The 22,274-nt window shown below is 36.5% G+C and carries 21 protein-coding genes; 7 read left to right on the forward strand and 14 right to left on the reverse strand.

From position 1 onward, the window contains the following. The 3 genes from hisA to hisIE all read left to right on the forward strand — a co-directional run bounded on the left by hisA (position 1) and on the right by hisIE (position 2,196). A complete protein-coding gene (gene hisA / locus AC2S94_RS12195; protein WP_484628852.1) occupies positions 1-726 on the forward strand; it encodes a 1-(5-phosphoribosyl)-5-[(5-phosphoribosylamino)methylideneamino]imidazole-4-carboxamide isomerase in 726 nt (241 codons plus the stop codon). A gap of 86 nt (positions 727-812) precedes the next feature. After that, positions 813-1,568, forward strand: coding sequence for an imidazole glycerol phosphate synthase subunit HisF (gene hisF / locus AC2S94_RS12200; RefSeq protein ID WP_484628853.1), 756 nt, complete (start codon positions 813-815; stop codon positions 1,566-1,568). 4 nt (positions 1,569-1,572) lie between these two features. After that, positions 1,573-2,196, forward strand: a complete 624-nt coding sequence (gene hisIE / locus AC2S94_RS12205; protein WP_484628854.1) for a bifunctional phosphoribosyl-AMP cyclohydrolase/phosphoribosyl-ATP diphosphatase HisIE — start codon at positions 1,573-1,575, stop codon at positions 2,194-2,196. A gap of 50 nt (positions 2,197-2,246) precedes the next feature. Here hisIE and AC2S94_RS12210 read toward each other — a convergent pair whose 3' ends face one another. Continuing rightward, the gene (locus tag AC2S94_RS12210; protein ID WP_484628855.1) at positions 2,247-2,642 is read right to left on the reverse strand and encodes a GlcG/HbpS family heme-binding protein; all 396 of its coding nucleotides are present in this window, start codon (positions 2,640-2,642) and stop codon (positions 2,247-2,249) included. A gap of 178 nt (positions 2,643-2,820) precedes the next feature. Here AC2S94_RS12210 and AC2S94_RS12215 point away from each other — a divergent pair, with 178 nt between their 5' ends. Beyond that, a complete protein-coding gene (locus AC2S94_RS12215; protein WP_484628856.1) occupies positions 2,821-5,127 on the forward strand; it encodes a T9SS type B sorting domain-containing protein in 2,307 nt (768 codons plus the stop codon). An 8-nt stretch (positions 5,128-5,135) separates the two neighbouring features. On the opposite strand, the gene AC2S94_RS12220 is transcribed toward AC2S94_RS12215, so the two are convergent. The 9 genes from AC2S94_RS12220 to AC2S94_RS12260 form a co-directional block, all read right to left on the reverse strand. Further along, positions 5,136-5,987, reverse strand: a complete 852-nt coding sequence (locus AC2S94_RS12220) for a pirin family protein (protein ID WP_484628857.1) — start codon at positions 5,985-5,987, stop codon at positions 5,136-5,138. Between the two features lie 9 nt (positions 5,988-5,996). After that, entirely contained in the window at positions 5,997-6,731 is a 735-nt protein-coding gene (locus AC2S94_RS12225) for an NYN domain-containing protein (RefSeq protein WP_484628858.1), read from the reverse strand. A 115-nt stretch (positions 6,732-6,846) separates the two neighbouring features. Further along, positions 6,847-8,001, reverse strand: coding sequence for a baeRF7 domain-containing protein (locus AC2S94_RS12230; RefSeq protein ID WP_484628859.1), 1,155 nt, complete (start codon positions 7,999-8,001; stop codon positions 6,847-6,849). A gap of 126 nt (positions 8,002-8,127) precedes the next feature. Continuing rightward, positions 8,128-9,006 carry a cation diffusion facilitator family transporter gene (locus AC2S94_RS12235; RefSeq protein WP_484628860.1) on the reverse strand — a complete coding sequence of 293 codons (879 nt, stop codon included), beginning with the start codon at positions 9,004-9,006 and terminating at the stop codon, positions 8,128-8,130. Between the two features lie 39 nt (positions 9,007-9,045). Next, positions 9,046-9,801, reverse strand: coding sequence for a sulfite exporter TauE/SafE family protein (locus AC2S94_RS12240; protein ID WP_484628861.1), 756 nt, complete (start codon positions 9,799-9,801; stop codon positions 9,046-9,048). Positions 9,802-9,831: 30 nt separating this feature from the next. Next, on the reverse strand, positions 9,832-10,659 hold the full coding sequence (locus AC2S94_RS12245) for a DUF1853 family protein (RefSeq protein ID WP_484628862.1): 828 nt from the start codon (positions 10,657-10,659) through the stop codon (positions 9,832-9,834). Positions 10,660-10,665: 6 nt separating this feature from the next. Then, positions 10,666-11,157, reverse strand: coding sequence for a GyrI-like domain-containing protein (locus AC2S94_RS12250; RefSeq protein ID WP_484628863.1), 492 nt, complete (start codon positions 11,155-11,157; stop codon positions 10,666-10,668). Continuing rightward, complete coding sequence (locus AC2S94_RS12255) at positions 11,157-11,660, reverse strand: hypothetical protein (protein ID WP_484628864.1); 504 nt, start codon at positions 11,658-11,660, stop codon at positions 11,157-11,159. The genes AC2S94_RS12250 and AC2S94_RS12255 overlap by 1 nt, the downstream gene beginning before the upstream one ends. Positions 11,661-11,802: 142 nt before the next feature. After that, positions 11,803-12,876, reverse strand: a complete 1,074-nt coding sequence (locus tag AC2S94_RS12260; RefSeq protein WP_484628865.1) for a DUF3616 domain-containing protein — start codon at positions 12,874-12,876, stop codon at positions 11,803-11,805. Between the two features lie 147 nt (positions 12,877-13,023). On the opposite strand from AC2S94_RS12260, the gene truA reads away from it, so the two are divergent. Beyond that, positions 13,024-13,812: a tRNA pseudouridine(38-40) synthase TruA gene (gene truA / locus AC2S94_RS12265; RefSeq protein WP_484628866.1), complete on the forward strand. Its 789-nt coding sequence runs from the start codon at positions 13,024-13,026 to the stop codon at positions 13,810-13,812. Here truA and recQ read toward each other — a convergent pair. Further along, positions 13,809-15,917, reverse strand: coding sequence for a DNA helicase RecQ (gene recQ / locus AC2S94_RS12270; protein ID WP_484628867.1), 2,109 nt, complete (start codon positions 15,915-15,917; stop codon positions 13,809-13,811). The genes truA and recQ overlap by 4 nt on opposite strands. Positions 15,918-16,058: 141 nt before the next feature. Here recQ and corA point away from each other — a divergent pair, with 141 nt between their 5' ends. Both corA and AC2S94_RS12280 read left to right on the forward strand, forming a co-directional pair. Further along, positions 16,059-17,138 carry a magnesium/cobalt transporter CorA gene (gene corA, locus AC2S94_RS12275; RefSeq protein ID WP_484628868.1) on the forward strand — a complete coding sequence of 360 codons (1,080 nt, stop codon included), beginning with the start codon at positions 16,059-16,061 and terminating at the stop codon, positions 17,136-17,138. Between the two features lie 15 nt (positions 17,139-17,153). Beyond that, complete coding sequence (locus tag AC2S94_RS12280; protein WP_484628869.1) at positions 17,154-18,287, forward strand: lactonase family protein; 1,134 nt, start codon at positions 17,154-17,156, stop codon at positions 18,285-18,287. 38 nt (positions 18,288-18,325) lie between these two features. Here AC2S94_RS12280 and AC2S94_RS12285 read toward each other — a convergent pair whose 3' ends face one another. Genes AC2S94_RS12285 through AC2S94_RS12295 form a run of 3 tightly spaced genes read right to left on the reverse strand, consistent with a single transcriptional unit; the run spans position 18,326 to position 22,143 of the window. Beyond that, positions 18,326-19,237: a succinylglutamate desuccinylase gene (locus AC2S94_RS12285; RefSeq protein WP_484628870.1), complete on the reverse strand. Its 912-nt coding sequence runs from the start codon at positions 19,235-19,237 to the stop codon at positions 18,326-18,328. Positions 19,238-19,246: 9 nt separating this feature from the next. Next, positions 19,247-20,296, reverse strand: a complete 1,050-nt coding sequence (locus AC2S94_RS12290) for a glutathione synthetase (protein WP_484628871.1) — start codon at positions 20,294-20,296, stop codon at positions 19,247-19,249. Further along, complete coding sequence (locus AC2S94_RS12295; RefSeq protein ID WP_484628872.1) at positions 20,293-22,143, reverse strand: peptidase MATCAP family protein; 1,851 nt, start codon at positions 22,141-22,143, stop codon at positions 20,293-20,295. The genes AC2S94_RS12290 and AC2S94_RS12295 overlap by 4 nt, the downstream gene beginning before the upstream one ends. Positions 22,144-22,274: the final 131 nt, after the last annotated feature.

Below are 22,274 nucleotides of genomic sequence, written 5' to 3' on the forward strand. Positions count from 1 at the left end.
ATGCGAATAATACCCGCAATAGATATTATTGAAGGCAAGTGCGTAAGGCTTTCTAAAGGAGATTATAACACCAAGAAAATATATAATGAAGATCCGCTTGAGGTCGCAAAATCTTTTGAGGCACATGGTATCGAGTATTTACATCTTGTTGACCTTGATGGTGCTAAATCCAGCCATATAGTAAATCATAAGATCCTTGAAACTATCGCTACTAAAACCTCTTTAAAGATCGATTTTGGTGGCGGACTCAAAACTGATAAAGATCTTCAGATAGCTTTTGAAAGTGGAGCGAACCAGATCACCGGTGGTAGTATTGCCGTTAAAAATCCTGAAATGTTCCAGAGCTGGCTTCAGAAATATGGAAATGAGAAGATCATTTTGGGTGCAGATGCGAAAGATAGAAAGATCGCAGTTTCCGGATGGCTGGAAGATTCAGATAAAGAGATCATCCCTTTTATCCAGAATTTTGAAAAAGCAGGGATTAGTTATGTGATCTGTACAGATATTTCTAAAGATGGAATGCTGGAAGGTCCTTCTTTCGAACTTTACCGGGAGATCCTGTCTGAAACAGAAAATATTAACCTGATCGCTTCAGGAGGTATCTCAACTTTTGACGAATTACCAAAACTTGAGGAACTTGGATGTGAAGGAGTGATCATAGGTAAGGCGATCTATGAAAACAGGATCAGTTTAAAACAACTGGAGAACTATATTTTAAATAAATAAAGAGCGTCACCCTGAACTGGATTCAGGGTTGCTAAATTGAGATTCTGAAACAAGTTCAGAATGATGTTATATATAAAAGATAAATTGTGCTAACTAAAAGAATAATACCCTGTCTGGACATCAAAAATGGAAGGACTGTAAAAGGAGTTAACTTTGTAGACCTTAGAGACGCAGGGGATCCGGTGGAACTTGCGGCGGCGTATGCAGAAAAAGGAGCAGATGAACTGGTGTTCCTTGATATTTCAGCCACAGAAGAGAAACGAAAGACTTTAGCCAAATTAGTTTTGGATGTAGCGGAACAATTAAATATTCCGTTTACAGTTGGTGGAGGTATCTCTTCAGTAGAAGATGTAGATATACTTTTGAAAAATGGAGCAGATAAGGTTTCGATAAATTCTTCCGCAGTAAAAAATCCAGATCTGATAAATCAGCTTTCAGATAAATTTGGAAGTCAGTGTGTGGTAGTTGCCATAGATGCAAAGAATATCGATGGGAAATGGACTGTTCATCTAGTAGGAGGAAAAGTGCCTACAGAACTCGATCTATTTGAATGGGCGAAGGAAGTGGAACAACGAGGAGCAGGAGAGATCCTTTTTACCTCCATGGATCATGATGGAACAAAAAATGGATTCGCCAATGAAGCATTAGCCAGACTTTCTTCAGAATTGAATATTCCAATTATCGCTTCTGGAGGTGCAGGTAAAATTGAACATTTTACAGACACTTTTAAAGAAGGAAAAGCTGATGCCGCTTTAGCTGCCAGTGTTTTTCACTTTAAAGAAATAGAAATTTCAGAATTAAAGAATCAACTAAGAACAGCCGGAATTCCGGTGAGATTATAGCAATATGAATATAGATTTCAGTAAAAATAAGGACGGACTCGTACCTGCAATTATCCAGGATTCAAAAACCAGAAAGGTTTTGATGCTTGGTTATATGAATGAAGAAGCTTATTTAAAAACGAATGAAAGTAAAAAAGTGACTTTTTTCAGTAGGACTAAGAACCGTTTGTGGACTAAGGGAGAAGAAAGTGGTAATTTTCTAAACTTGGTAAAAATTAAACTGGATTGTGATAATGACACTCTTCTTATCCAGGTGAAACCCGAAGGTCCTGTTTGTCATAAGGGAACGGATACTTGCTGGGCAGAAGAGAATACGGAGGATTACGGTTTTCTTTCAAAACTGGAAGGGATCATTGCCAGCAGAAAGAAGCTAAGTGAAACCGAACCTGAACTCCGCGATGAAAATGACTCCAGCTATGTTGTTTCGTTATTTGACAAAGGTATTAATAAGATAGCGCAGAAAGTAGGGGAAGAGGCCGTAGAAACTGTTATTGAGGCTAAAGATGATGATGACGATCTTTTCCTTAATGAAAGTTCAGATCTTCTATTTCACTATATGATTCTACTTAAGGCTAAAGGTTTTGGCCTGAAGGATGTTGTCAAGGTTTTGGAAGAAAGACATAAATAAAAAATCCGCTGAAGACATTCAGCGGATTTCAATTTTAAATGACTTTAAGTTTATAATGAATTCGCAGCATAGGTTGCAACTTCATGATCATCTTCAACGGTACTACCTGAAATTCCAACGGCTCCAATAATATCCTCTCCATGCTTTAGAAGCACGCCTCCTGGGAACGTAATTAAGCCATCATTTGAATGTTCAATATTGAAAAGTGATTGTCCCGGTTGAGAGAGCTTACCAATTTCACCGGAATTCATATCAAAATATCTCGCTGTCTTAGCCTTTTTAATAGCAATATCTGCAGAGCCTAGCCATGCACCATCCATTCTTGCAAAGGCTTTGATATTCGCACCGCTATCAACAACGGCAATATTCATTTTAACACCCATTTCCCTTGATTTTTTAATAGCTGCTTCAACAACTTCCTGGGCTTTCTCTAATGTAATATCCATAATTTTTTTGTTTAAGCTTAAAATACAAAACCGAGGACTTCTATGACAAGTTTTAAGAATCTTTATCATAATATTACCACTTCTATTGTAGCATCTATTTGCAGAATTTAAATTGCTGATTTTAAAACCTTAGCTTACAGAATTTTTTATAAAACCACTTCATCTGTATTTTTGCAAAATGTTGAAACGCGTTTATTTGATACTTTTAATGATCTGTTTTTCAGGTTTTGCTTATGCTCAGCAAATAGAAGTGGATGACAGCTATTCTCCTGAACAATTAATCGAAGATTTTTTAATCAATAGTTCATGTATTAAAAATGTTGTTGTTACCGAGGCAGCTGGTGGTAATTTCAGTGATGGCAGTAAGAGTTTCGGATATTTTGATGCTTCAGGAACAAACTTTCCAATTAATAGAGGAATTGTTTTAAGTACCGGAAAACTGGAAAATATAGCTCAAGCCACGTCTATTCTAGCCGATGATGATGTAGCAGGTTGGGAGGGAGATCAAGATCTGAATGCAGAGTTTGATGTAGAAACTATCAACGCCACGATCATAGAGTTCGATTTTGTTCCGGAAGTATCGGGAATAAGTTTCAGGTATTTATTTGCTTCTGAAGAATATCAGGCTAATAATCCCAATACCTGTAGGTTTTCAGATGTATTTGCATTTTTTATAAGAGAAGAAACAGAAGACGAGTATGAAAATATAGCCCTTGTTCCCGGAACTCAGACTCCCGTGAGTGTCACCACTGTTCATCCCTTTATCACGAACGAATGTCGTGAAGTTAACGAAGCTTATTTTGATAAATTCAATACAGATGGAGAAACTGTATTTGATGGTCAAACAACTGTGCTTACAGCATCTACGAATGTGGTTGCAGGAAGAACTTATCATGTGAAATTAGTGATAGCAGATGATTTTAATTATCGTTTTGACTCTGCGGTATTTCTTGAAGCAGGAAGTTTCGAGCCTTCAGAGAATTTAGGTCCTGATAGGCTAATCAACAATAACAATGGATTATGTAGCGGGGAATCTATAACTCTCGAAGCCTCTACTTCTTTGGAAAACGCAGTGTATCAATGGTTTAAAAATGGCAATTTACTGGTCAATGAATACAGAGAAAAATTAACTGTGAATGAACCCGGGGAATATTCTGTTGAGGTAGAAACTGCCAATAATTGCCTGTCTTTTGGAGAAGTAACTATTGAATATTATCCTGAAATGGAAGTAAATCCTGCAGAAATATCTGCTTGTGTATTCCCGGAAGATCAAAACGGTGTTTTCAATCTTTTAGATAGTGAAAGACAAATTCTGAATCCCAGTGATCGTCTAGAGATTGAAGGTTATTACAAAACTTCAGATAATGCACTAAATAGAATTCAACCTATTGAAAACCCTCAAGATTATCTAAGTGGCGAAACTTCTGTCTATGCAATAGTCAGGAGTAGTTTTGATTGTATTAAAGTAGCTGAAATTCGATTGAGGTTAGAATCTAACAATGATTTTCAAGTGGAAGATTTTTCTATTTGTGATGATATGCCTCTTGACGGATTTAGCAGTGTAAGCTTAAATACAGTTACCCAAAGTTTTCTTGATGATCTACCGGAAAATGCTGAAGTTTATTACTACAACTCAAAAGAAGACGCTAGGAATAACACAAATGAGATTACAGGAAGTTTTACCAATACAATTGCTTTTGAGCAGAAACTTTTTTTCAAGGTTATTGTGTCCGGTTCCTGTTATGGATTTTCCAGTATCAATTTAAAAATAGTTAGCGGACCTGATCTTGCTGAAAATGAATCTATATCCGTTTGCCCTAATGAAACCTTTGAGAGCATTATTTTGAATGCAGGCTTAGAAGAAAACAGGGATGATCTAAATTTCACCTGGTTTTATAATGGAACAGAATTGAATGAAAATCAAGAATCTATTACCGCTATCGGCATTGGAAACTATATAGTTGAAGTTAGCGAATCTGGTACCTGCGTATCGAGCAGGGAAATTGAATTAAAATATTCTGAAACCGGAAGAATTGATGACGTGAAAGTAGAGTCAGATGGAGTTTCGAATTCTGTTAACGTTATTGTTGAGGGAAATTCGGAATATGAATATGCCATAGATAATGGTGCATACCAAGATTCAGCAATTTTCGATAACATTAATGCTGGAATTCACATGGTTTACGCCAGAAATAAAAATGGTTGTGAAACTCTCTCCCAAGAGATTTCAGTTTTTGGTTATGATAAATTCTTTACACCAAATGGAGATGGTATTAATGATGAATGGAAAATTAGAGGGACAACTACTAATTATACCGTAATGATCTATGATCGCTACGGCAAATTCCTCAAAAAAATAGATGTCACAGATTCCGGTTGGAATGGTGAAATAAATGGTAAACCAGCTGTTGCTGGCGATTATTGGTTTAGTTTAGTCCTTGATTCAGGTGAAAATATAAAAGGCCATTTCAGTCTGATAAGGTAAATTTTGATCTAATTCCATTCACCCATTCTTCCTGATTTATAGTCCTCGTAGGCTTGCTGAATTTCTTCTTCTGAATTCATAACAAATGGACCACCAAAAACGACATTTTCATTAAATGGTTCTGCATGACCTAAAAGCAAAATGCTTTTTTCTTTTGCGATTATATTTAAGATTTCGCTATTCTTAGAGAATTCAGCAAGATGTAATTCTTGGACTTCAATTTCATTCACTTCCAATTTTCCGCGAATTACGTAGAAAAAGATATTATCTGATTTAGGAATTTCTAATTCTATTTCTGAATTTTCGTCAAAATGAACTAGTGAAAGATTAACTGAAGTAGGAGTGTCGAATGCACCGCGAATTCCTTTAAAATTACCCGAAATAACCTGAGCTGTGATGGATTTCTCCTGATTCTTCCAAATTGAGATCTGGTCTTTCTGAAGCCCTACATATTCAGGCTCCATCATTTTGAGTCGCTTCGGAAGGTTCACCCATAATTGTAAGATTTCAAGTGGTCCGCCTTCCTGTTTAAATTTATCTGAAGACACTTCCGCATGAATAAGTCCGCTTCCTGCAGACATCCATTGAACTCCACCGCTTTCGATAACGCTTTTATGACCACTGCTATCTTTATGAGCGATATCACCATCAATAATAAAAGTCACCGTTTCCATACCACGATGTGGATGTGGTCCAAAAGGAAGGCCATTATTATTTGGCTTGTAAACCTGAGGGCCGTGATGATTTAAAAAGATAAATGGGTCTATCATTTGTAAACTACGGGTCGGTAATGGAGACCAGGTTTCCAGGTCGCCCATAGGTCTGTATTCTGCTTTATGAAGTTTCTTAAGATTCCTCATTCTTAAAAATTATTTATTTCTAACGTAAATCAATTTGAACTTAGAGTTGGCATTTTCTCTGGATTCGATCTCAAATTTATCTATGGAATTTATCATTGGAGTCAGCTTTTGAAATCCATAATTCCTGGAATCGAAATTAGGTTGCTTTTTCTGAAGTAAACTTCCAACATCTCCAAGAAATGCCCAGCCATCTTCGTCTGCGACATCAGAGATCGTCTGCGAAATAAGCCGTATCACTTTTGGCGTGATCTTATCTACGTTAGGTTTTCTGTTATCTTTTTCCTTGCTTTTATCATTGTTAGTATCCTTGGAATTGTTTTTCAGGATTTCGATATAGATAAACTTATCGCATGCAACTATAAAAGGATCTGGAGTTTTCTTCTCACCAATTCCAATAACCTTCATACTGGCCTCACGAAGTCTTGTAGCAAGCCTTGTAAAATCTGAATCACTGGAAACCAGGCAAAATCCATCAACTTTATTGGAATAAAGAATATCCATCGCATCGATGATCATTGCTGAATCTGTCGCGTTCTTTCCCTGTGTATATCCATATTGCTGAATAGGATGAATCGCATTCTCAAGCAGGACCGTTTTCCATTTATTCAAATGAGGTTTGGTCCAGTCACCATAAATTCTTTTGATTGTAGGATTGCCATATTTGGCAATTTCTTCCATCATTTCCTTCACGTGAGCGGAAGGTATATTATCGCCGTCTATAAGCACGGCCAGATTAGTTTCCATTAATTATTGTTTTGGGAGACTAAAGTTAAGCTTAATATTTTAGTCTATGTTGTTTAGGTAAGAATAAGATGGCTGCTCAGATAATTTGATGAACTTCACAGCCATCTACTTTTATTTAGAACCTAAGTAAGGCATTCATTTTGGATTTTTTCTGTGGCATGAATTCATGCTCCACGAGATAAACCTTTCCGCCCATTTCTATGGTTTTTTTTGCAGCAAGATTCAATAAAGAAATACTACCATCTTTACGATCTTCATCAAACACAACCTTCATCTCGTCTTCCTTATAATTCCCCCATACTTCTGCACGGTTTTCAATGAATAAAGTGTCTACTTTACCCTGGTAAACAGCCGGGATAATATCGCTAACTGCGGAAGTCGTATTTTCAGTACTGCTCAATTCCTTATATATTTCGATCTTTTCATCTCTTGTCTTATCTAGTTGGGATTCAAAAACATCTAATGCACGTCGCTGAATTCCAATGATATCGGTATCATTTGGATTTCCTGGAACCACTTTTTCATATAGATGGTTATAAGTATTGGCATCCTGATAAATAGGAAATAAATAATCCTGACAGTAAACAACCAATGGTAGATTTTCTTTATGTAGATATTCTTTGATACCCTGGTCTACAGCTCTGAAGAATTGTTTGTATTCAGTTTTTTCATCTCGTTCACTACCACCATGACCGTGAAATTGAGTTTTATCTCCACCTTCACCTTGAGTTCTGAATTGTAATGCTTTCTCCTGATAATCGTATCCAACTCTTTCTTCAAGTCTTGACGGCGTAAGGTCTTCAATATCTATTGGAGTTATAGTATATCGTGATGCTTCATATAATCTTACATTTTCCAGCTGAAGGCTAAGAATGTTGAATCTGCCATCATCATTCATGGCTGGAACCAGAGGTTTCACATAAAAATCATTTGAAATATAATGGTAAGCTTCAAAATTTACCGGAATGGTGAAATTCTTGAAATATTCTGAAGAAGCGAAAATAGCTAAACCATCAGATTGATGACGCCAAAAATCCCTATCGTCCAGTAACTCATTGATTGGTTTACCAATTTTTTCGATAGTTGATTCGGCTACACCATTTTCTTTAAGTTTTTTTGTAATCTGAGTCCATTCAGAATGTAAATGCTTTTTGTTTTTTTCCTCAAGCACTTCCTTACCAGCCCGTTGTGTAGGAATAAAAATTGAAACGCAGGTCTCACTTTTATGGTTAGCTAGTTCTTTAAATTCTTTTTCATTAATCATCGACATAACGCTTATTTTTTGGTTAATTCTAAACTTTAAGATACGCTTAATGCCGGCTACAGCAAAGTCGGAAAGGCTCACTTTCTGCTAAATCTTTCTTAAGAATTTAAAAAATTTTCTTAGAAGCGTGGACTATAATTCGTCGTCTGGTTCTACATGAATAAGAACATCAGCAATTTTAGGTATATTTTCAAGAATGTCGTCTTTTACCCGATGTGCGATATCATGCCCTTTTTTCACGGTAATCAAAGCATCTACCGCAATATGCAGATCTACATGATAAGTCATCCCAGTCTTTCTAATGTAGCATTTCTCGGTTTCTATAACGCCTTCATTTAACTGAGCTATTTCCCTGATCTTCAATTCCAGGTCATCATAGCGATGTTCATCCATTACTTCACCCAGGGCAGGTCTTAAGATTAGATATGCGTTGAAAAGTATGAATCCGGAAGCAAAAAGAGCTGCCCAGTCATCAGCATTTTCATATCCTTTTCCCATAAATAGCGCTACTGAAATTCCAATAAACGCCATTAATGACGTAATCGCATCACTCCGGTGGTGCCAGGCATCGGCCTTTAAAGCTGAACTATTAGTTTCAGTTCCTTTTTTCGAAACAAATCGGTATGAAATTTCTTTGATCAAAATAATTATCAGAAGAACGATGAGCGTATAGGGCTCAGGAACCTTATGCGGAGTTTGAATATTTTCAATACTCTCATAAGCTATGACGGTAGCAGAAACGATAAGAAAACCAACCACCATAAAAGTAATAAGGGGTTCAGCTTTCCCATGACCATAAGGGTGATTTTCATCGGCTGGTTTATTTGCATAGCGTAAACCAATAAGCACCAGGAACGAAGAAAAAACATCTGTAGTAGATTCGATGGCATCAGCAATAAGTGCGTAAGAATTTCCAAAAATACCGGTGACAGCCTTAGCAATTGCTAAGAGAGCATTTCCTGCGATGCTGAAATAGGAAGCTTTTACCGCTTCCTTGTAACCCGGTTGCATATACTTGATTTTTTGAGATTACAAATTTATAAGAATAAACTAGTTGAGCTGTTTGTAGATCAATAATATTCCGCTAACCACCATAAAGAGTATCAATAATTTTCTGAAGGTGCTGCTTTTCATTTTTGAAAGAAAACGTTTACCAATAATATTTCCCAAGACTGCACCCAAACCAAGAGCAATTCCATAGATCCATAATTCCCTGTCCAGTAACCCGAAAAAAGTATAGCTGCCTATTTGTGCAATTCCCAGAAAGAAGGAGTTTACAGTTTTAGTTGCAATTAATTCTTCCTTTTCTAAACCAAGATTCAAATAAAAAGGATTCAGGATTGGTCCTAAGGCACCAATGATAGTTCCCAAAACAGATACAATGAATCCAAGCGGAATAAAATACCATAGTTTGACCGGAAATGATCTTTCCTTTTTTCCAAACCTGTATTGAAATACAGTACTTATCAGGAAAATTGCGACTAAAATTTGTAGCCATGAAGCTTCAACTTTAGTAAAGAAGTATCCGGCTACCCAGGCTCCTAACATCGCTGCAGGCACATAATACCAGAAAACTTTCCAATTTATATCTTTCCAGAATAGGATGAGACGGGCGGGACGTCCAATAAAGGTCCCAAGATTTAGTACCGGTGCAGTTTTCGTACTTCCAATAAGAAAATTTAATAATGGAACTAAAATCAAAGCACCACCACCTCCTGAGATCGTTGAAATGATAAATGCGATTATTCCTGCTAGAAATAAAATGATTAGGAATAGAATGTTGATATCCTGGAATAGTTCGCTCACTTTTAATCTGGATATTTCATATGAAATTAGCTACCACCAAACTATAAAAAATCTTTCATAACCAGAACCTGACTTTTTCCATATCAAAGGTGACTTATGTTTTCTGAACAGTTCCTGAACTTCAACGATAATATCTTCTTTACTAAACCATTCTGAATTATTAGCAGGGGAGGAGCTCCAGTCTTTTTTTTTAGGACTGTAGAAAAGAGAATCTTCTGATTCTATATTCAAAAACTCTTCAAAATTCATCCAATTTCCTCTGAAACATTCTGAATTTATAAGGCTCTGCTTCTCACTGGTAGATACTTCTGGAGAAAACAGCTGTGCTTTGAAACAAAGTTGCTGTTCAATATCTTCAGCTTTTAATCCCTGTTTTTCAAGAAAGAATTTAGTTTCAGACCTATACAATAATGGAAATTGCTTTTGTTTCAGTTTATATAGCTTTTCAGAAAAACTATCACGCCTGTTTGGACCAATCCATCTTTCCATTTCATTAGAAAAAGAATCATCGTAAACATAAAGTTTGTAAACCAGTTCAACATGTAAAGGTCTTTCGGTTTTTCTATCAAAAAGTAGAAAATCCAGTTCTCCAAGAGTTCGTTTATTTTCGATGATTTGAATATTAGAAGCAATGATTTCATAACGTTCACTATGCTTGATCGCTACTTCAAAAAAACTTTCCATTCTTTTTCCCAAAACCGAATTACGTGGATGGTCAAGATTTTCCAGATCAGTGATCAGAGAATCGGTGCTATTGATCTCAGGAAACTCGAAAACCGGGAATTCGCCGGATTCCGGAAAAATATCAGGTGTATCCAGAAAGCCCTGAAACTGATCTATTATTTTGATATTTTCCAAAAGGAGCTATTTTGCCTTTACCGGAATCCATATTTCTTCCTGAGAATCAGGATTTTCCGGGCCTTTATAATCCTCACCTAAAATTTCAAAATGTGGACGATTATCAAGCGCATATTCTGAAGCTGGCAGCCACTCATTGAAAATGAAATTTGAAGTTTCAGAGAATTCTCTGGCAGTACCCTTATGTATAAAAACCGCGTATTTCCCAGCAGGAATCTGCAATTTTTCCAAGCCTTTGGGAATTACTTCAAAATTAGAAACTTCGGTAGCCGCCCATTTTTTAAATTCAGATTGCAGATCGAATTCACCTTTCATAAAATTCTCTCCATATTCCTGAACAGAATAAAGATTTTCACCTTTGTTATTATCAATAGTACCTTTCAGATTCATGAACCTGTTCCATAGAAGACTTGTTTTATCATCTGCCAGGCTGGTAGCAATACAAATTCCAACCAGTTTCTTAGTTTCTAAGTCTTTAATTTCAGGTTCCGATATCATTATAAATTGTATTTCTTTCTAAATTTTTCTGCTTTGTAGCATTTATGCGCTCCATACCCCAAACTTCCTAGAATGAACATTTTAAAGATCATACCTCTGGCAATCGAGGAAGGATCATAGGTTGCATCTATAAGGTAAATCATAACTATGAATACCAAAGGGATTACCGTAAAGATAACTGGGCTTTTGTGAATAAAAAAGGCAAATGAAGCGAATATTGCAGCGATCACTAAATTAGCAATGGCATCGGCAAGGATATATTCGTTCGAGAAAATTGCAATGAAGAACATCAGGAAATTTAAACCGCCAATTATATAAAGGATATTTTGGCTCTTTTTCACCGAAGATTCACTTTCAGAAAGAATATTTCTTTCTGTTATAAATCTACCAATATGGGCAGATCTTTCGTTTTCAGTTCCATTGTAAGGAAAATTGCAATTTGAGCAATATTCTAGAATTGTAGATGATTCCTGGCTGCATGCAGGACAATTAGATGATTCCATGATATAAAATTTGTGGTTAGTGAACTAATTCAATAAATAGGCTACGAATTATTGTTACACCAATCCACTACATCTTGCAGCCTTCAAATAAATCATAGAAAGCACCAATATATAAAATTATAATGACTTGAAATATTCGGGTTTAATCGATATCATAACAATCCATCCATACCGCTGTATCCCCTTCAAGTCTTTCTGAAACTGGAGAATCATAAGTGATCAATACCTTTCCGTCTGGTAAGAAGGCCATTCCTTCGGCCTTGTCTGCACCATGTTCAATTTCAGCTCCTCGGGCAACGTCAAATAATCTTTCCGGTTTGTGAGTTACACTTCCATGTTGATCTGGCAATCCACCTTCAATTTTGTAGATGCTAATGGTCCCATCCAGATCCATGGTTGGACCGGCCAGCAAATATAGATCACCTTTTTTATCAATATTCAGTTCTCTAATTCCCATACCTCTTAGGTCTATAAAATGTTTTCGGTATAATTTATCCTCTTCGGGTTTCTTTGATAGAATCAATTCATTATCAAATTCCTTACAACCAATTTCAAGGATTACGGCATAACCATTTAAAACAGGACCTCTGAGTCCAATAAAAATTCTCTCTTCATGAACAGCCAGGCCTTCAATATCAAAACCATTGTCTTTGCAAGGGATCGTCATAAATTTTTGAAGATGCTCATCTGTCATAAGAGCATTATGCAATTCAGTACTTGTGGTTCCGCCGCGAAGCATCAAAGGTTTGATCTTTTTGCCATTAAATTCGGCTTCTTTCATTAATTCATAACTATCACCATTCTTGATACAGGGTATACAACCAAGGCTGAATCTGTTCGCGTCTGTAGCGATTTCACTTAGGTTGCTCAGTTGCTTATCGATGGGGTCGTCTGCATTTGGTGAATTTCTTTTTAAACTCATACTTCCACAAAACCATAAAAATGGCTCCTGGTAAGCAAGCGCTTCCATATCTGCCTCACCTTGTTCTGAAGGAAGATCGAAAAAGTCGAAAAGCTCATAATGTTTATGGTACGCATAACCATTTTCTGTACTGGTTAATCTTTCTATGCCTGCATCTTCATCATAGCTGAGCCATAGGTTGTTTTCGGTAGCAAGACTACTGGATATTTCAGTTCTCAGGTCCTCCATATTTGAAAAACCTTCTTCAAATTTTATAAGACATTTATGGGCAACTTTTTTCTGACTTGGTTTCATATGCTTGATTGGTTTGTAACAATTTAGCCAGAATTATCTCATCGGGGAATTTTCAGAATGATTTTTAAGATTACTTTGTCAATCCTCTTTTCGTAATGTTAAGGCTGTCCGAATGAAATTTAAATATCTTTGCCCAAATTTGAAGATTTGTTTAGAAAGAGATTCTATTATTTTATCAAAGTTCAGTATTTAGGTTACCGCTTACATGGATGGCAGAAACAGCCCGATGTGAAAACCGTAGAGGGTTTGATCACAAAAACCCTGAGATGGGTGATGCCCAAAGCAAAATATAAAATTCTTGGCACCAGTAGAACAGACGCGATGGTTTCTGCGGAAGAATCGGCGTTTGAATTGTTTCTTGACCACGAACCACTTGAAGATCTGGATGAATTTTTAAATCTTTTCAATAAGAATTTACCACAGGATATCAGGGCTTTGAACATTGAAGAAGTTGACGAAAAGTTCAATATTATACAACATTCAAAAACCAAAGAATACGCTTATTTATTTAGTGTCGGGGACAAATTTCATCCGTTTTGTGCTCCTTTCATGGCGAATTTCCAGGAAGACCTGAATATCGAAAAAATGAAAAAAGCAGCGCAGCTTTTTAAAGGGACACATAACTTTAAAAATTACTGTGTAAGGGTTTCCGAGAAAAGTACTTTTGAACGCGAAATGCTAACATCAGAGCTTGTTGAGAATACTATTTATAAAGCAAATTTCTTTCCTGAACGATCCTACATTTTTCACATTCATGCGGCAGGTTTTCTGCGCCATCAGGTACGTTTAATGATGGGGAGCCTGGTTTTGGTAGGTAGAGGAGAACTTAGTTTACAGGATATCGAAGACAGTCTTAAGCCGGATAGTCCGCAACATCAGATGGATTATATTGCGCCAGCTTCCGGATTGATCCTGAGGAAGATCGAATTTGATTAATTCTCTTTGTCTTCCAGGATCTTCAGCGATATCTTGATGGTTTCATAAGGAATAGCTTCCTCAAAATGCTCATAATAAGTTCGAAGAGAACCAGGACTATCAAGTTCTTCTTTTGCTTTTTCAATAGCTTTTAGATCTGAAATTGGAATGAACTGGTGTAAATTTACTTCTTCGCCATCATCGTATAATTTAATGAGATGTGTATAAATAGTATTTTTTGCCACTCCGCGTTCTTTAGCAATTTCCTCCACGTTAAGCCCGTCATTATACAAAGCCAGCGTTTCGTTTAAAGTATTCCCTTTCTTTGACTTTTTTTTCGGCTTCTTTTCCCTTTTCTCTTTGCTGAAGGCGATGATCTCTTTAATAAAGCGATAACCATAATTTTCCATTTTCTTTCTTCCCACACCATCAATAAGCAAAAATTCGGAGTCTGACATAGGTCTTTGCTTTTCCATATCTTTTAACGCTGCATCATTGAAAATCAAATAAGCAGGAATATCCTCTTCTTTGGCAATTTTCAGTCGCAACTGCCTTAATTTTTCAAACAAGGAATTGGATACGGAAGCTGCTTTTTCAGCAGGAGTTTGAAGTTGCTCTTCTTTTACATCAGCCAGGTTTACTATTTCATTTTCAAATAAGACTCTTTTTGCCTGCTCGGTTAAGCGTAAATGATTATTCCTGTCGAAAGCGATTTCTATATAACCGAGATTTATCAACTGGATAAGGTATTGCTGCCAGTGTCTCCAGGAAATATCATTGCCAATTTCGTAGGTGGAAAGTTGTTCATAGGCATTTCTTCTTATAATTTCATTCTGTGAACCCCGAAGTACATCGATCACGGTCCCGATAGGTTCCTGTCCTTTTAGACGGTAAATGCAAGAAAGTGCTTTTTGGGCAATGATGGTTCCATCGAAAAATTCTGGTGGATTCCTGCAAATATCACAGTTCCCGCAATCTTTTTCTAAAAATTCTCCAAAATAGCTCAGCAAAATTTTTCTTCTGCAGCTCAATGCTTCAGAATATTGCTTCATTCTATCTAGTTTCGCTAATTGAACCTCTTCATTCTTAGCATTAGAAGCAAACTTTTGAAGTTGGATCACATCAGCATAGCTATGAAAAAGTAGAGTGTCTGATGCTAATCCATCACGACCCGCACGCCCAATTTCCTGGTAATATCCCTCCAGGTTTTTCGGCATATTGTAATGTATTACCCAACGGATGTTCGATTTGTCAATTCCCATCCCAAAAGCAATCGTAGCACAGATGATCTGTTTCTCATCATTAATAAAATCATCCTGAATACTGGAACGATTATCATGATCTATCCCTGCATGATATGCTTCTGCCTTATAACCTTTTGCCTTCAACTTTGATGCAAGCTCTTCGGTGGTTTTTCTGCTAAGACAATAGATGATTCCACTTTCATTCAGTCGATTTTTCAGAAACTTTGTTATCTGCTCAAAACGCTTGATTCCAGGCTTTACTTCGAGACTTAGATTTTTCCGGTCAAAAGAAGCAATATGTTTTTCAGCATTGGGAATATTCAATTGTCGGCAAATATCATTTCTTGTTGCTTTATCTGCAGTGGCGGTGAGTGCAAGAATTGGAGTAGAAGGGAAGCGATTCTTCAGATAACCCAGTTGCGTATAAGCTGGCCTGAAATCATGTCCCCAACTGGAGATACAGTGTGCTTCATCAATTGCCACAAGACTAACTTTACCATCAGTCAAAAACCGATCAACGAACTGGAGACTTTCCGGAGCGACATATAAAAGCTTGATTTCCTTTTTTTCGATCTTTTGAAAAATTGCCTCTTTATCGGCTTCCTCTTGACTGCTATTCAAATAAGCCGCAGGAACTCCATTTGCATTCAAACCATCTACCTGATCTTTCATCAGGGCGATAAGTGGCGAAATAACGAGTGTTAGTTCCGGAAGTAAAATGGCGGGCAACTGGTAACAAATAGATTTTCCACCGCCGGTTGGCATAATCACCAGGTTGTCTTTTCCCTGAAATACAGAATTGATGATCTTCTTTTGTAAAGGCCTAAATTTCTCATAACCAAAGTACTCCTTTAGAGTATCAACTAACACCGCTTCTTTCATATTTGCAAAGGTAAAATTAAGAGTATATTTCCGGTAATTCTAGAAGGTGATTTCCGAAGAAATATTTTGTTTCCAAGTGTATTTAGGTTGAAATTGCTGTTAGAAGATAATTAGTATTTTTAGTGAAAATTTATTCTACTTATGGCTAAAAGAAGAAAGCTGATGCTTAGACGCCCAAAAACGTCTAAATCGGCTAACCAGATTCCTGGAACCATGACTTATGTGGGGAATAAGGAAGCTACCGAAACGAAACTCGACGTTATTGATTATAATAACGATCGTCATGAAAGGTTTACTTCTACTTCTCCCGAAGATGCCTTCAAATTTGTAGATGAGAATAGTATTACCTGGTTCAATATTGATGGTCTAAGTAATGTTGAGGAAATTGAAAAGCTTGGAGATTACTATGAACTGCATCCATTGGTAATGGAAGATATTGTAAATACCGGGCAGCGTCCAAAAATTGAAGAATACCAGGATTACCTGTTTATCGTTGCCAAAATGCTTTACTATAAGAATGGTGAAATAGAGAACGAACATATTAGTATGATCGTAGGGAAAAATTATGTCCTTACTTTTCAAGAGGCAGACGGAGATGTGTTTGACCCTATCAGGGAACGTATCGAAACTGCAAAAGGTAGAATTAGATCTCGTGGAGCCGATTATCTAATGTTTGCGCTACTGGATTCTATTATTGATAATTACTTTTTGGTTATAGATGATATGAGTGACCGGATTGAAGCTCTGGAGGAAAGTCTTTTCGTATCTAAACCCAGTGATGATATCACTTATGAAATTCAGGATCTTAAGAGAAATATTTTAAGAATTAGAAGAGCCGTTTTCCCATTACGCGAAGTAATCAGCAGAATGGAAAAGCTGGACAGCGAATTAATAGACCCGCATACCCATAATTTTATACGTGACCTTTATGATCACATCATTCAGATTTCTGAAAATATTGATATCTATCGCGAAATGATCTGGGGACTGATGGATATGTACATGACGACTATCAGTAATAAGATGAACGAAGTAATGAAAGTACTAACCATTATGGCGAGTATTTTTATTCCATTAACCTTTATTGCTGGTATCTATGGAATGAACTTTGAATATATTCCGGAATTGCAATGGAAATACAGTTATTTTGTACTTTGGGGAGTAATGATCATCATTTTCTTATTGATGCTTTATTATTTCAAAAGGAAAAAATGGTTGTAATAACAAATTTATATTATGAGAAAATCTTTACTGTTAATAGTCCTTTCAATTTTTATAGGGCAGAAAAGTTTTGCCCAAGTGGAAAGCGGAATGATCAACGATTCAATTAACAAAATTTATATAGGAACCTATACTGAAAAAGAAGGTCACGTTGACGGTAAAGCTGATGGGATCTATCTATTAAATCAGAATTCTCAGGATGGTAGCCTTACTTCGAGGGGAACCGTCGCAAAAATTATGAATCCTTCTTTCGTAAAAGTTGGAAAAATGGGGAAATACCTGTTTGCAGTTAGCGAGTTAGGGCCACATGAAGGTGATAGCGGATACGTTTATTCTTTCGAGATACAGGAAGATGGAAGCCTTATCGAATTAAGTAAAAATTCCACGGGCGGTTTTGCTCCGTGTCATATCGCCTTAGACAGGTCTGGAAAATATGTTTTCGTAAGTAACTATATGGGTGGTGTAGTAATGTCTTATAAGATTGGCGAGGATGGCGGCCTGATTCCAAATCAAGAGATCAACCTTGAAAACCCTGATATTTCTCATGCACATTCGGTTAAAATTAGCGGCGATAATCGTCATGCCTATATAGCAGATCTAGGAAATGATAAGATATGGATATATAATCTGAAGGATGGTAAACTTGAGCCTAATGATCAGCAATGTGTTGAATTAAAAGAAGGAGCAGGACCTCGACATATGAGCTTTGCCAAAAATGGTACCTATGCGTATTCTATGAACGAACTTAACAGCACCATCAGCGTATTTGAAGTTTTAAAGAACGGTGGATTGAAGTTGATACAGGATATTTCATCTATACCTTCTTCGTTTAAAATGAAAAATTCAGCTGCAGATATTCATATTCATCCGTCTGGGAAATTTATTTATGCCTCCAATAGGGGACATGATAGCATCGCTATTTTTAAAATTGGAGATGATGGAAAGTTGACCAATGTAGATTATGTTCCAATCGCAGGAAAAATCCCTAGAAATTTTGCTATTTCTCCTTATGGGAAATATCTATATGCTGCGAGCCAGGACACGGGAAATATAACTACTTATAAAATCAATCCTGAAAACGGGAAACTGAAACCACAGGAACCTGTTTTTGAGATCAAAACACCAGTTTGTATCGAATTTATAAAATAAAAAAAGCGGCATTAGCCGCTTTTTTTATTGCTTCTTTTCTATACTTCCTGAACTACAAAAAATCCATCGTTGCCCTGTGATTGGTAAAGAGGCATAAAAATATATGCATCCCATTCACTTTTCACTTCATTGCCATTTTGTTTAGCAAGCAGTTCACCTTTCTCTATCTTCTGAAAGTTTTCATAGCCTGGTTCCATTTCAAAAATATCGCTGTCTTCCAATCCATGGCGATAAAGAATTTCAAAAGTCTTTTGCTCAGGAGCATTTTTCTTGACAAACCTATCTACGCATTCAGGATAAGAGGAGATTTTTGTAAGATCCAGATTACAAGCCTCCTTAAGTGCCAGCCAGATCACTCCTTCATGATTTTCCTGTGAAGTTTTATCGGTGTGTTGCCCTGCTTCAAAAACAAAACCGGTCATCCCAATTCTACTCAAATAATGATCGATATCACCAGTAATTATATCACTGAAACCGCGAATTATATATGTGGGAAATTTATGTGCCCATTCATCATTATCATTTACCTCCTGTACAGAAACGTATGGCAGACTTGAGGAAGAAGTGGTATGACAATCCAGAAAGTAACGTTTGGTAAAATCTCCTTCAGATTGCTCTTTAAGCACTTTGATAATCTCAAACATCTCCCGCTCTTCATGAGTTTCAGGATCGTTTTTTTTCACATTTTCCTCAGTCCACGTCCTATTAAGGTCTTCGTCTATGTACCTTTTATTCTCATTTAAAGCTTTTTTGTTGCCTGAAACTCCAACAATAGTACCTTCAATTTTAGGCCTGGTTTTGTTCAATTCTTCAAAAACGTTCATCAAAGCTTTCACTCCGCTGGGTTCATTGCCATGGATTCCACCGGTAACAAATAGTAATGGTCCTTTTTTACCAGAACTATATTTACCGATGATCCTTGGTATATCTTTTTCTAATTCGTTGCTCATAACTATAAATTAATCCATGGTAGCCAAGGTTCTATTGCTTAGCTGACCTTTATATAATTTCTTGTATTCAACTTTTTTCTCGATAGCCTCAATGATATAATCTGTAAATTCTGGAAGTCCGATATCTTTAAATCTCTCCATTCCTCCAGGACTAAGCACGTTAATTTCAATAAGCTTATCATCTACAATATCCAGTCCCACGAAGAATAATCCGTCTCTGATCAGTTTTGGAGCTGTGAGATCAATAATTCTCTGCATTTCCGGAGTAAGATCACTGCTATCAGCCGTTGCGCCTACCGCAAAATTACTTCTGAATTCACCTTCACCACTTACTCTTCTAATAATAGCTTTTTTCCCATCTTTTTCCATCACTTTTCCGTTTACTAGAAGTACACGAACATCACCGTCCTTTCCTGCTGGAAGATATTCCTGTGCGATCACGTATCCTTGTGAACTTAAATGAGTAATGATCTGATTAACATTTTTCTCGTGTTGATCAATCAGGTAAACATCCTGCCCTCCAGAACCTTCCAATGGCTTAAGAACCATCTTTTTATTCTTCTGATTTTCCCAGAAATCAAGAATCTGATCTTTATCCCTGGTTATAATTGAAGATGGCTTTATTTCCTGTGGCAATTCTTCAAAATATAATTTATCAATAAAAGCATGAGATAGGGCATATGCATCATTCAATACCAAAACCTCTTCCTGCTGAACCATCCTTCCAAAAGCTACTCCGGCCTGCTCAGCCCATTGACGACCATCTTCTTCCGTAGGATTATTTCTAATAAACAGAACATCCAGTTTCGAAGAATCGATCGTTTTACTTTTATTCTTTTTATCCTGAAGCGCATCCAGGAATTTCTGAGCCGATTTACTTTTAAAACTTTTAGGTACGGTGCACGCATTGATACTTATCGGTTTATCATGATGGAATGTAAAATCTCCAACTCCCATCGCATAAACCTCGTGGCCTCTTTGATGAGCCATCGACATTAATGCTGTAGAAGTTCCATTTTTCTCTGTTGCGACATCATTTAATACAAAACATATTTTCATTTACATACCATTTGTGGAAGGCTTAAGCCATTCCTGATTAATTCTAATTTTTTGTGCATTTTTTCACTGTGCAGGTAACTAGGTTTAACCTGAACAGGATTTAGAACTTTTCTATCTGTAAGTTCTTTAATAATTCCGGTGTGTTTAATTCCATATTTACCGGCAAGAAGAGGTTCGTAATCACCTCCATTTTTTAAATGATCTTTTAGCAATACCAATCCTTTCAAATAGATGATATCTTTCATAAATCCGCCTCCCTGCATAATTCGGGAGGTTATATTAAAAGCTCTTTCCGCAGAAAAGCCGTAATCCATTTTTAATAATCTGAAGATCTCTTGGAAATTTCCTCCCTCCATCAATGCTTCACCTGCAATAACCCGTCCAGCAAGAATTCTTAATCGATTTGCTGTTAGTCCATCTACCATAAATTCAGACATTACTGCTAAACCTTCCTGTAAAGGATCGTAATCTGCAAGTCCAATGCTTAATTGATTTAAAGGCTGATTGCTTCCGTTATAATAGGTCAAAACATGTGTTCCCACTTCATGCTGAATCAATGCTTCTGCTTCTACACGGTTCATTTTATAATCGGCAGGAATGTACAGTTCCCCGTGAGAAACCATCATTACGTTTACATCTTTTCTAATATGAACCTTGCATTTGAAATTTTCATCCTGTGACCGGAAATAATCAAATTCTTTTCTTGCCAGGCTGCTAAAAGCTTTTGAATCTAATAGATCTTCCTGGTCGATCTCAGATTCTTCCGGGATAGTATTTAGTATATTTCGTGCCTCTTCGCACAGGTTATTCTCCACACCTTTGTAAAGTCTTATACTATCATACATGAAATTTCTTGTTCCGCGTTCATTTAGCATGGTGATCTGCATATCCAATTCTTCCCTTTTTTCTCTGAATAGAAAAGACATGGCAGGATCATCAATATCTTCGATCTTTAAATTGTATAAATTTCTTTTTAAGACATCTGGATCAACCGGTAATAACCTGTAGTGATAATCAATTACCTTTTGATAATTGCTATCAAAAAACTCATTTTTAATATCCTGAATATTGGCAGGGGAAACCAGCCACAAAAACTGATATGATTTTTCAATATCTGCGAGTTGTTTATCAATATCGAAAACGATCTGTTTTAAATATTTTCTACCTAGTGCGTTGAAACTGGCAACTCCACCTGAAGTTTGAACTCGGATAAACTCAAAAAAGGAACGATGAATCGCTTTTATCAAAAAATCCTTGAAGTTTCTGAAAAAAACTGGATAAAGTTGATTGTTCTCATTCCTGTAAATAGGTGGAATTTCAAGTCCGACGATTACAGCTCCAGAATTTTTGGCGTCTTCAATAGTCATTAATGGTTTATCGCCACTGGCCTGCCTATTTGGAGTATTCAGAATCTCAGTATCAAGATAAAGACCCGTGAATTCAGTATTAATTTTTAAAAAATCATCTTTCAGAGTGGTCAGGGTAGAAGGCAGTTTTTCTGCAGGACCTTTTATATTAATTATGGTAGAATCCTTCTTTCCAGAGTATATTTCAAAAAGCAAATAGGATTTCATTTCCGCTGAAATCATATCTGAAATTCTATATAAAAGTTTCTGATAACCCTGAAACTCTTCAGTACCAATGACTAAATAAGATGCTTCATTAATGACAAACCTTCTGGTTCCTTTGTCTTCTGATTTTCTTCGGTAAATTACGAGGTATGGTAATTCCTTTTCTATATGTAAAACACCTTTACCGGGGAGAGAACAATTAATTTCCTTCTCTTTCTTAAGAATTGTTAAAATTTGCTCAATGGAATTTTCAGATAAATCAGGTATTTCCTGCATTACTTTGAAAACTTATTCAAGTTTTAGCGCTAACACACTAATACTTTGGGTTGATTGATTGGTTCATATTTGTCTACCAACCTAATTTAGTAAGATAATATACCAATGACTATTGATTTGTAGCTTTTGAC

The sequence above is a fragment of the Christiangramia pacifica genome (assembly GCF_057221535.1).

Coding starts and splice junctions, on each gene's coding strand:
- corA (WP_484628868.1), top strand. CDS start 16,059: ATGGCTAAAAGAAGAAAGCTGATGCTTAGACGCCCAAAAACGTCTAAA.
- hisIE (WP_484628854.1), top strand. CDS start 1,573: ATGAATATAGATTTCAGTAAAAATAAGGACGGACTCGTACCTGCAATT.
- AC2S94_RS12220 (WP_484628857.1), bottom strand. CDS start 5,987: ATGAGGAATCTTAAGAAACTTCATAAAGCAGAATACAGACCTATGGGC.
- AC2S94_RS12230 (WP_484628859.1), bottom strand. CDS start 8,001: ATGTCGATGATTAATGAAAAAGAATTTAAAGAACTAGCTAACCATAAA.
- AC2S94_RS12225 (WP_484628858.1), bottom strand. CDS start 6,731: ATGGAAACTAATCTGGCCGTGCTTATAGACGGCGATAATATACCTTCC.
- AC2S94_RS12255 (WP_484628864.1), bottom strand. CDS start 11,660: ATGGAATCATCTAATTGTCCTGCATGCAGCCAGGAATCATCTACAATT.
- AC2S94_RS12260 (WP_484628865.1), bottom strand. CDS start 12,876: ATGAAACCAAGTCAGAAAAAAGTTGCCCATAAATGTCTTATAAAATTT.
- AC2S94_RS12215 (WP_484628856.1), top strand. CDS start 2,821: ATGTTGAAACGCGTTTATTTGATACTTTTAATGATCTGTTTTTCAGGT.
- hisA (WP_484628852.1), top strand. CDS start 1: ATGCGAATAATACCCGCAATAGATATTATTGAAGGCAAGTGCGTAAGG.
- recQ (WP_484628867.1), bottom strand. CDS start 15,917: ATGAAAGAAGCGGTGTTAGTTGATACTCTAAAGGAGTACTTTGGTTAT.
- AC2S94_RS12295 (WP_484628872.1), bottom strand. CDS start 22,143: ATGCAGGAAATACCTGATTTATCTGAAAATTCCATTGAGCAAATTTTA.
- AC2S94_RS12250 (WP_484628863.1), bottom strand. CDS start 11,157: ATGATATCGGAACCTGAAATTAAAGACTTAGAAACTAAGAAACTGGTT.
- AC2S94_RS12290 (WP_484628871.1), bottom strand. CDS start 20,296: ATGAAAATATGTTTTGTATTAAATGATGTCGCAACAGAGAAAAATGGA.
- AC2S94_RS12210 (WP_484628855.1), bottom strand. CDS start 2,642: ATGGATATTACATTAGAGAAAGCCCAGGAAGTTGTTGAAGCAGCTATT.
- AC2S94_RS12235 (WP_484628860.1), bottom strand. CDS start 9,006: ATGCAACCGGGTTACAAGGAAGCGGTAAAAGCTTCCTATTTCAGCATC.
- AC2S94_RS12285 (WP_484628870.1), bottom strand. CDS start 19,237: ATGAGCAACGAATTAGAAAAAGATATACCAAGGATCATCGGTAAATAT.
- AC2S94_RS12280 (WP_484628869.1), top strand. CDS start 17,154: ATGAGAAAATCTTTACTGTTAATAGTCCTTTCAATTTTTATAGGGCAG.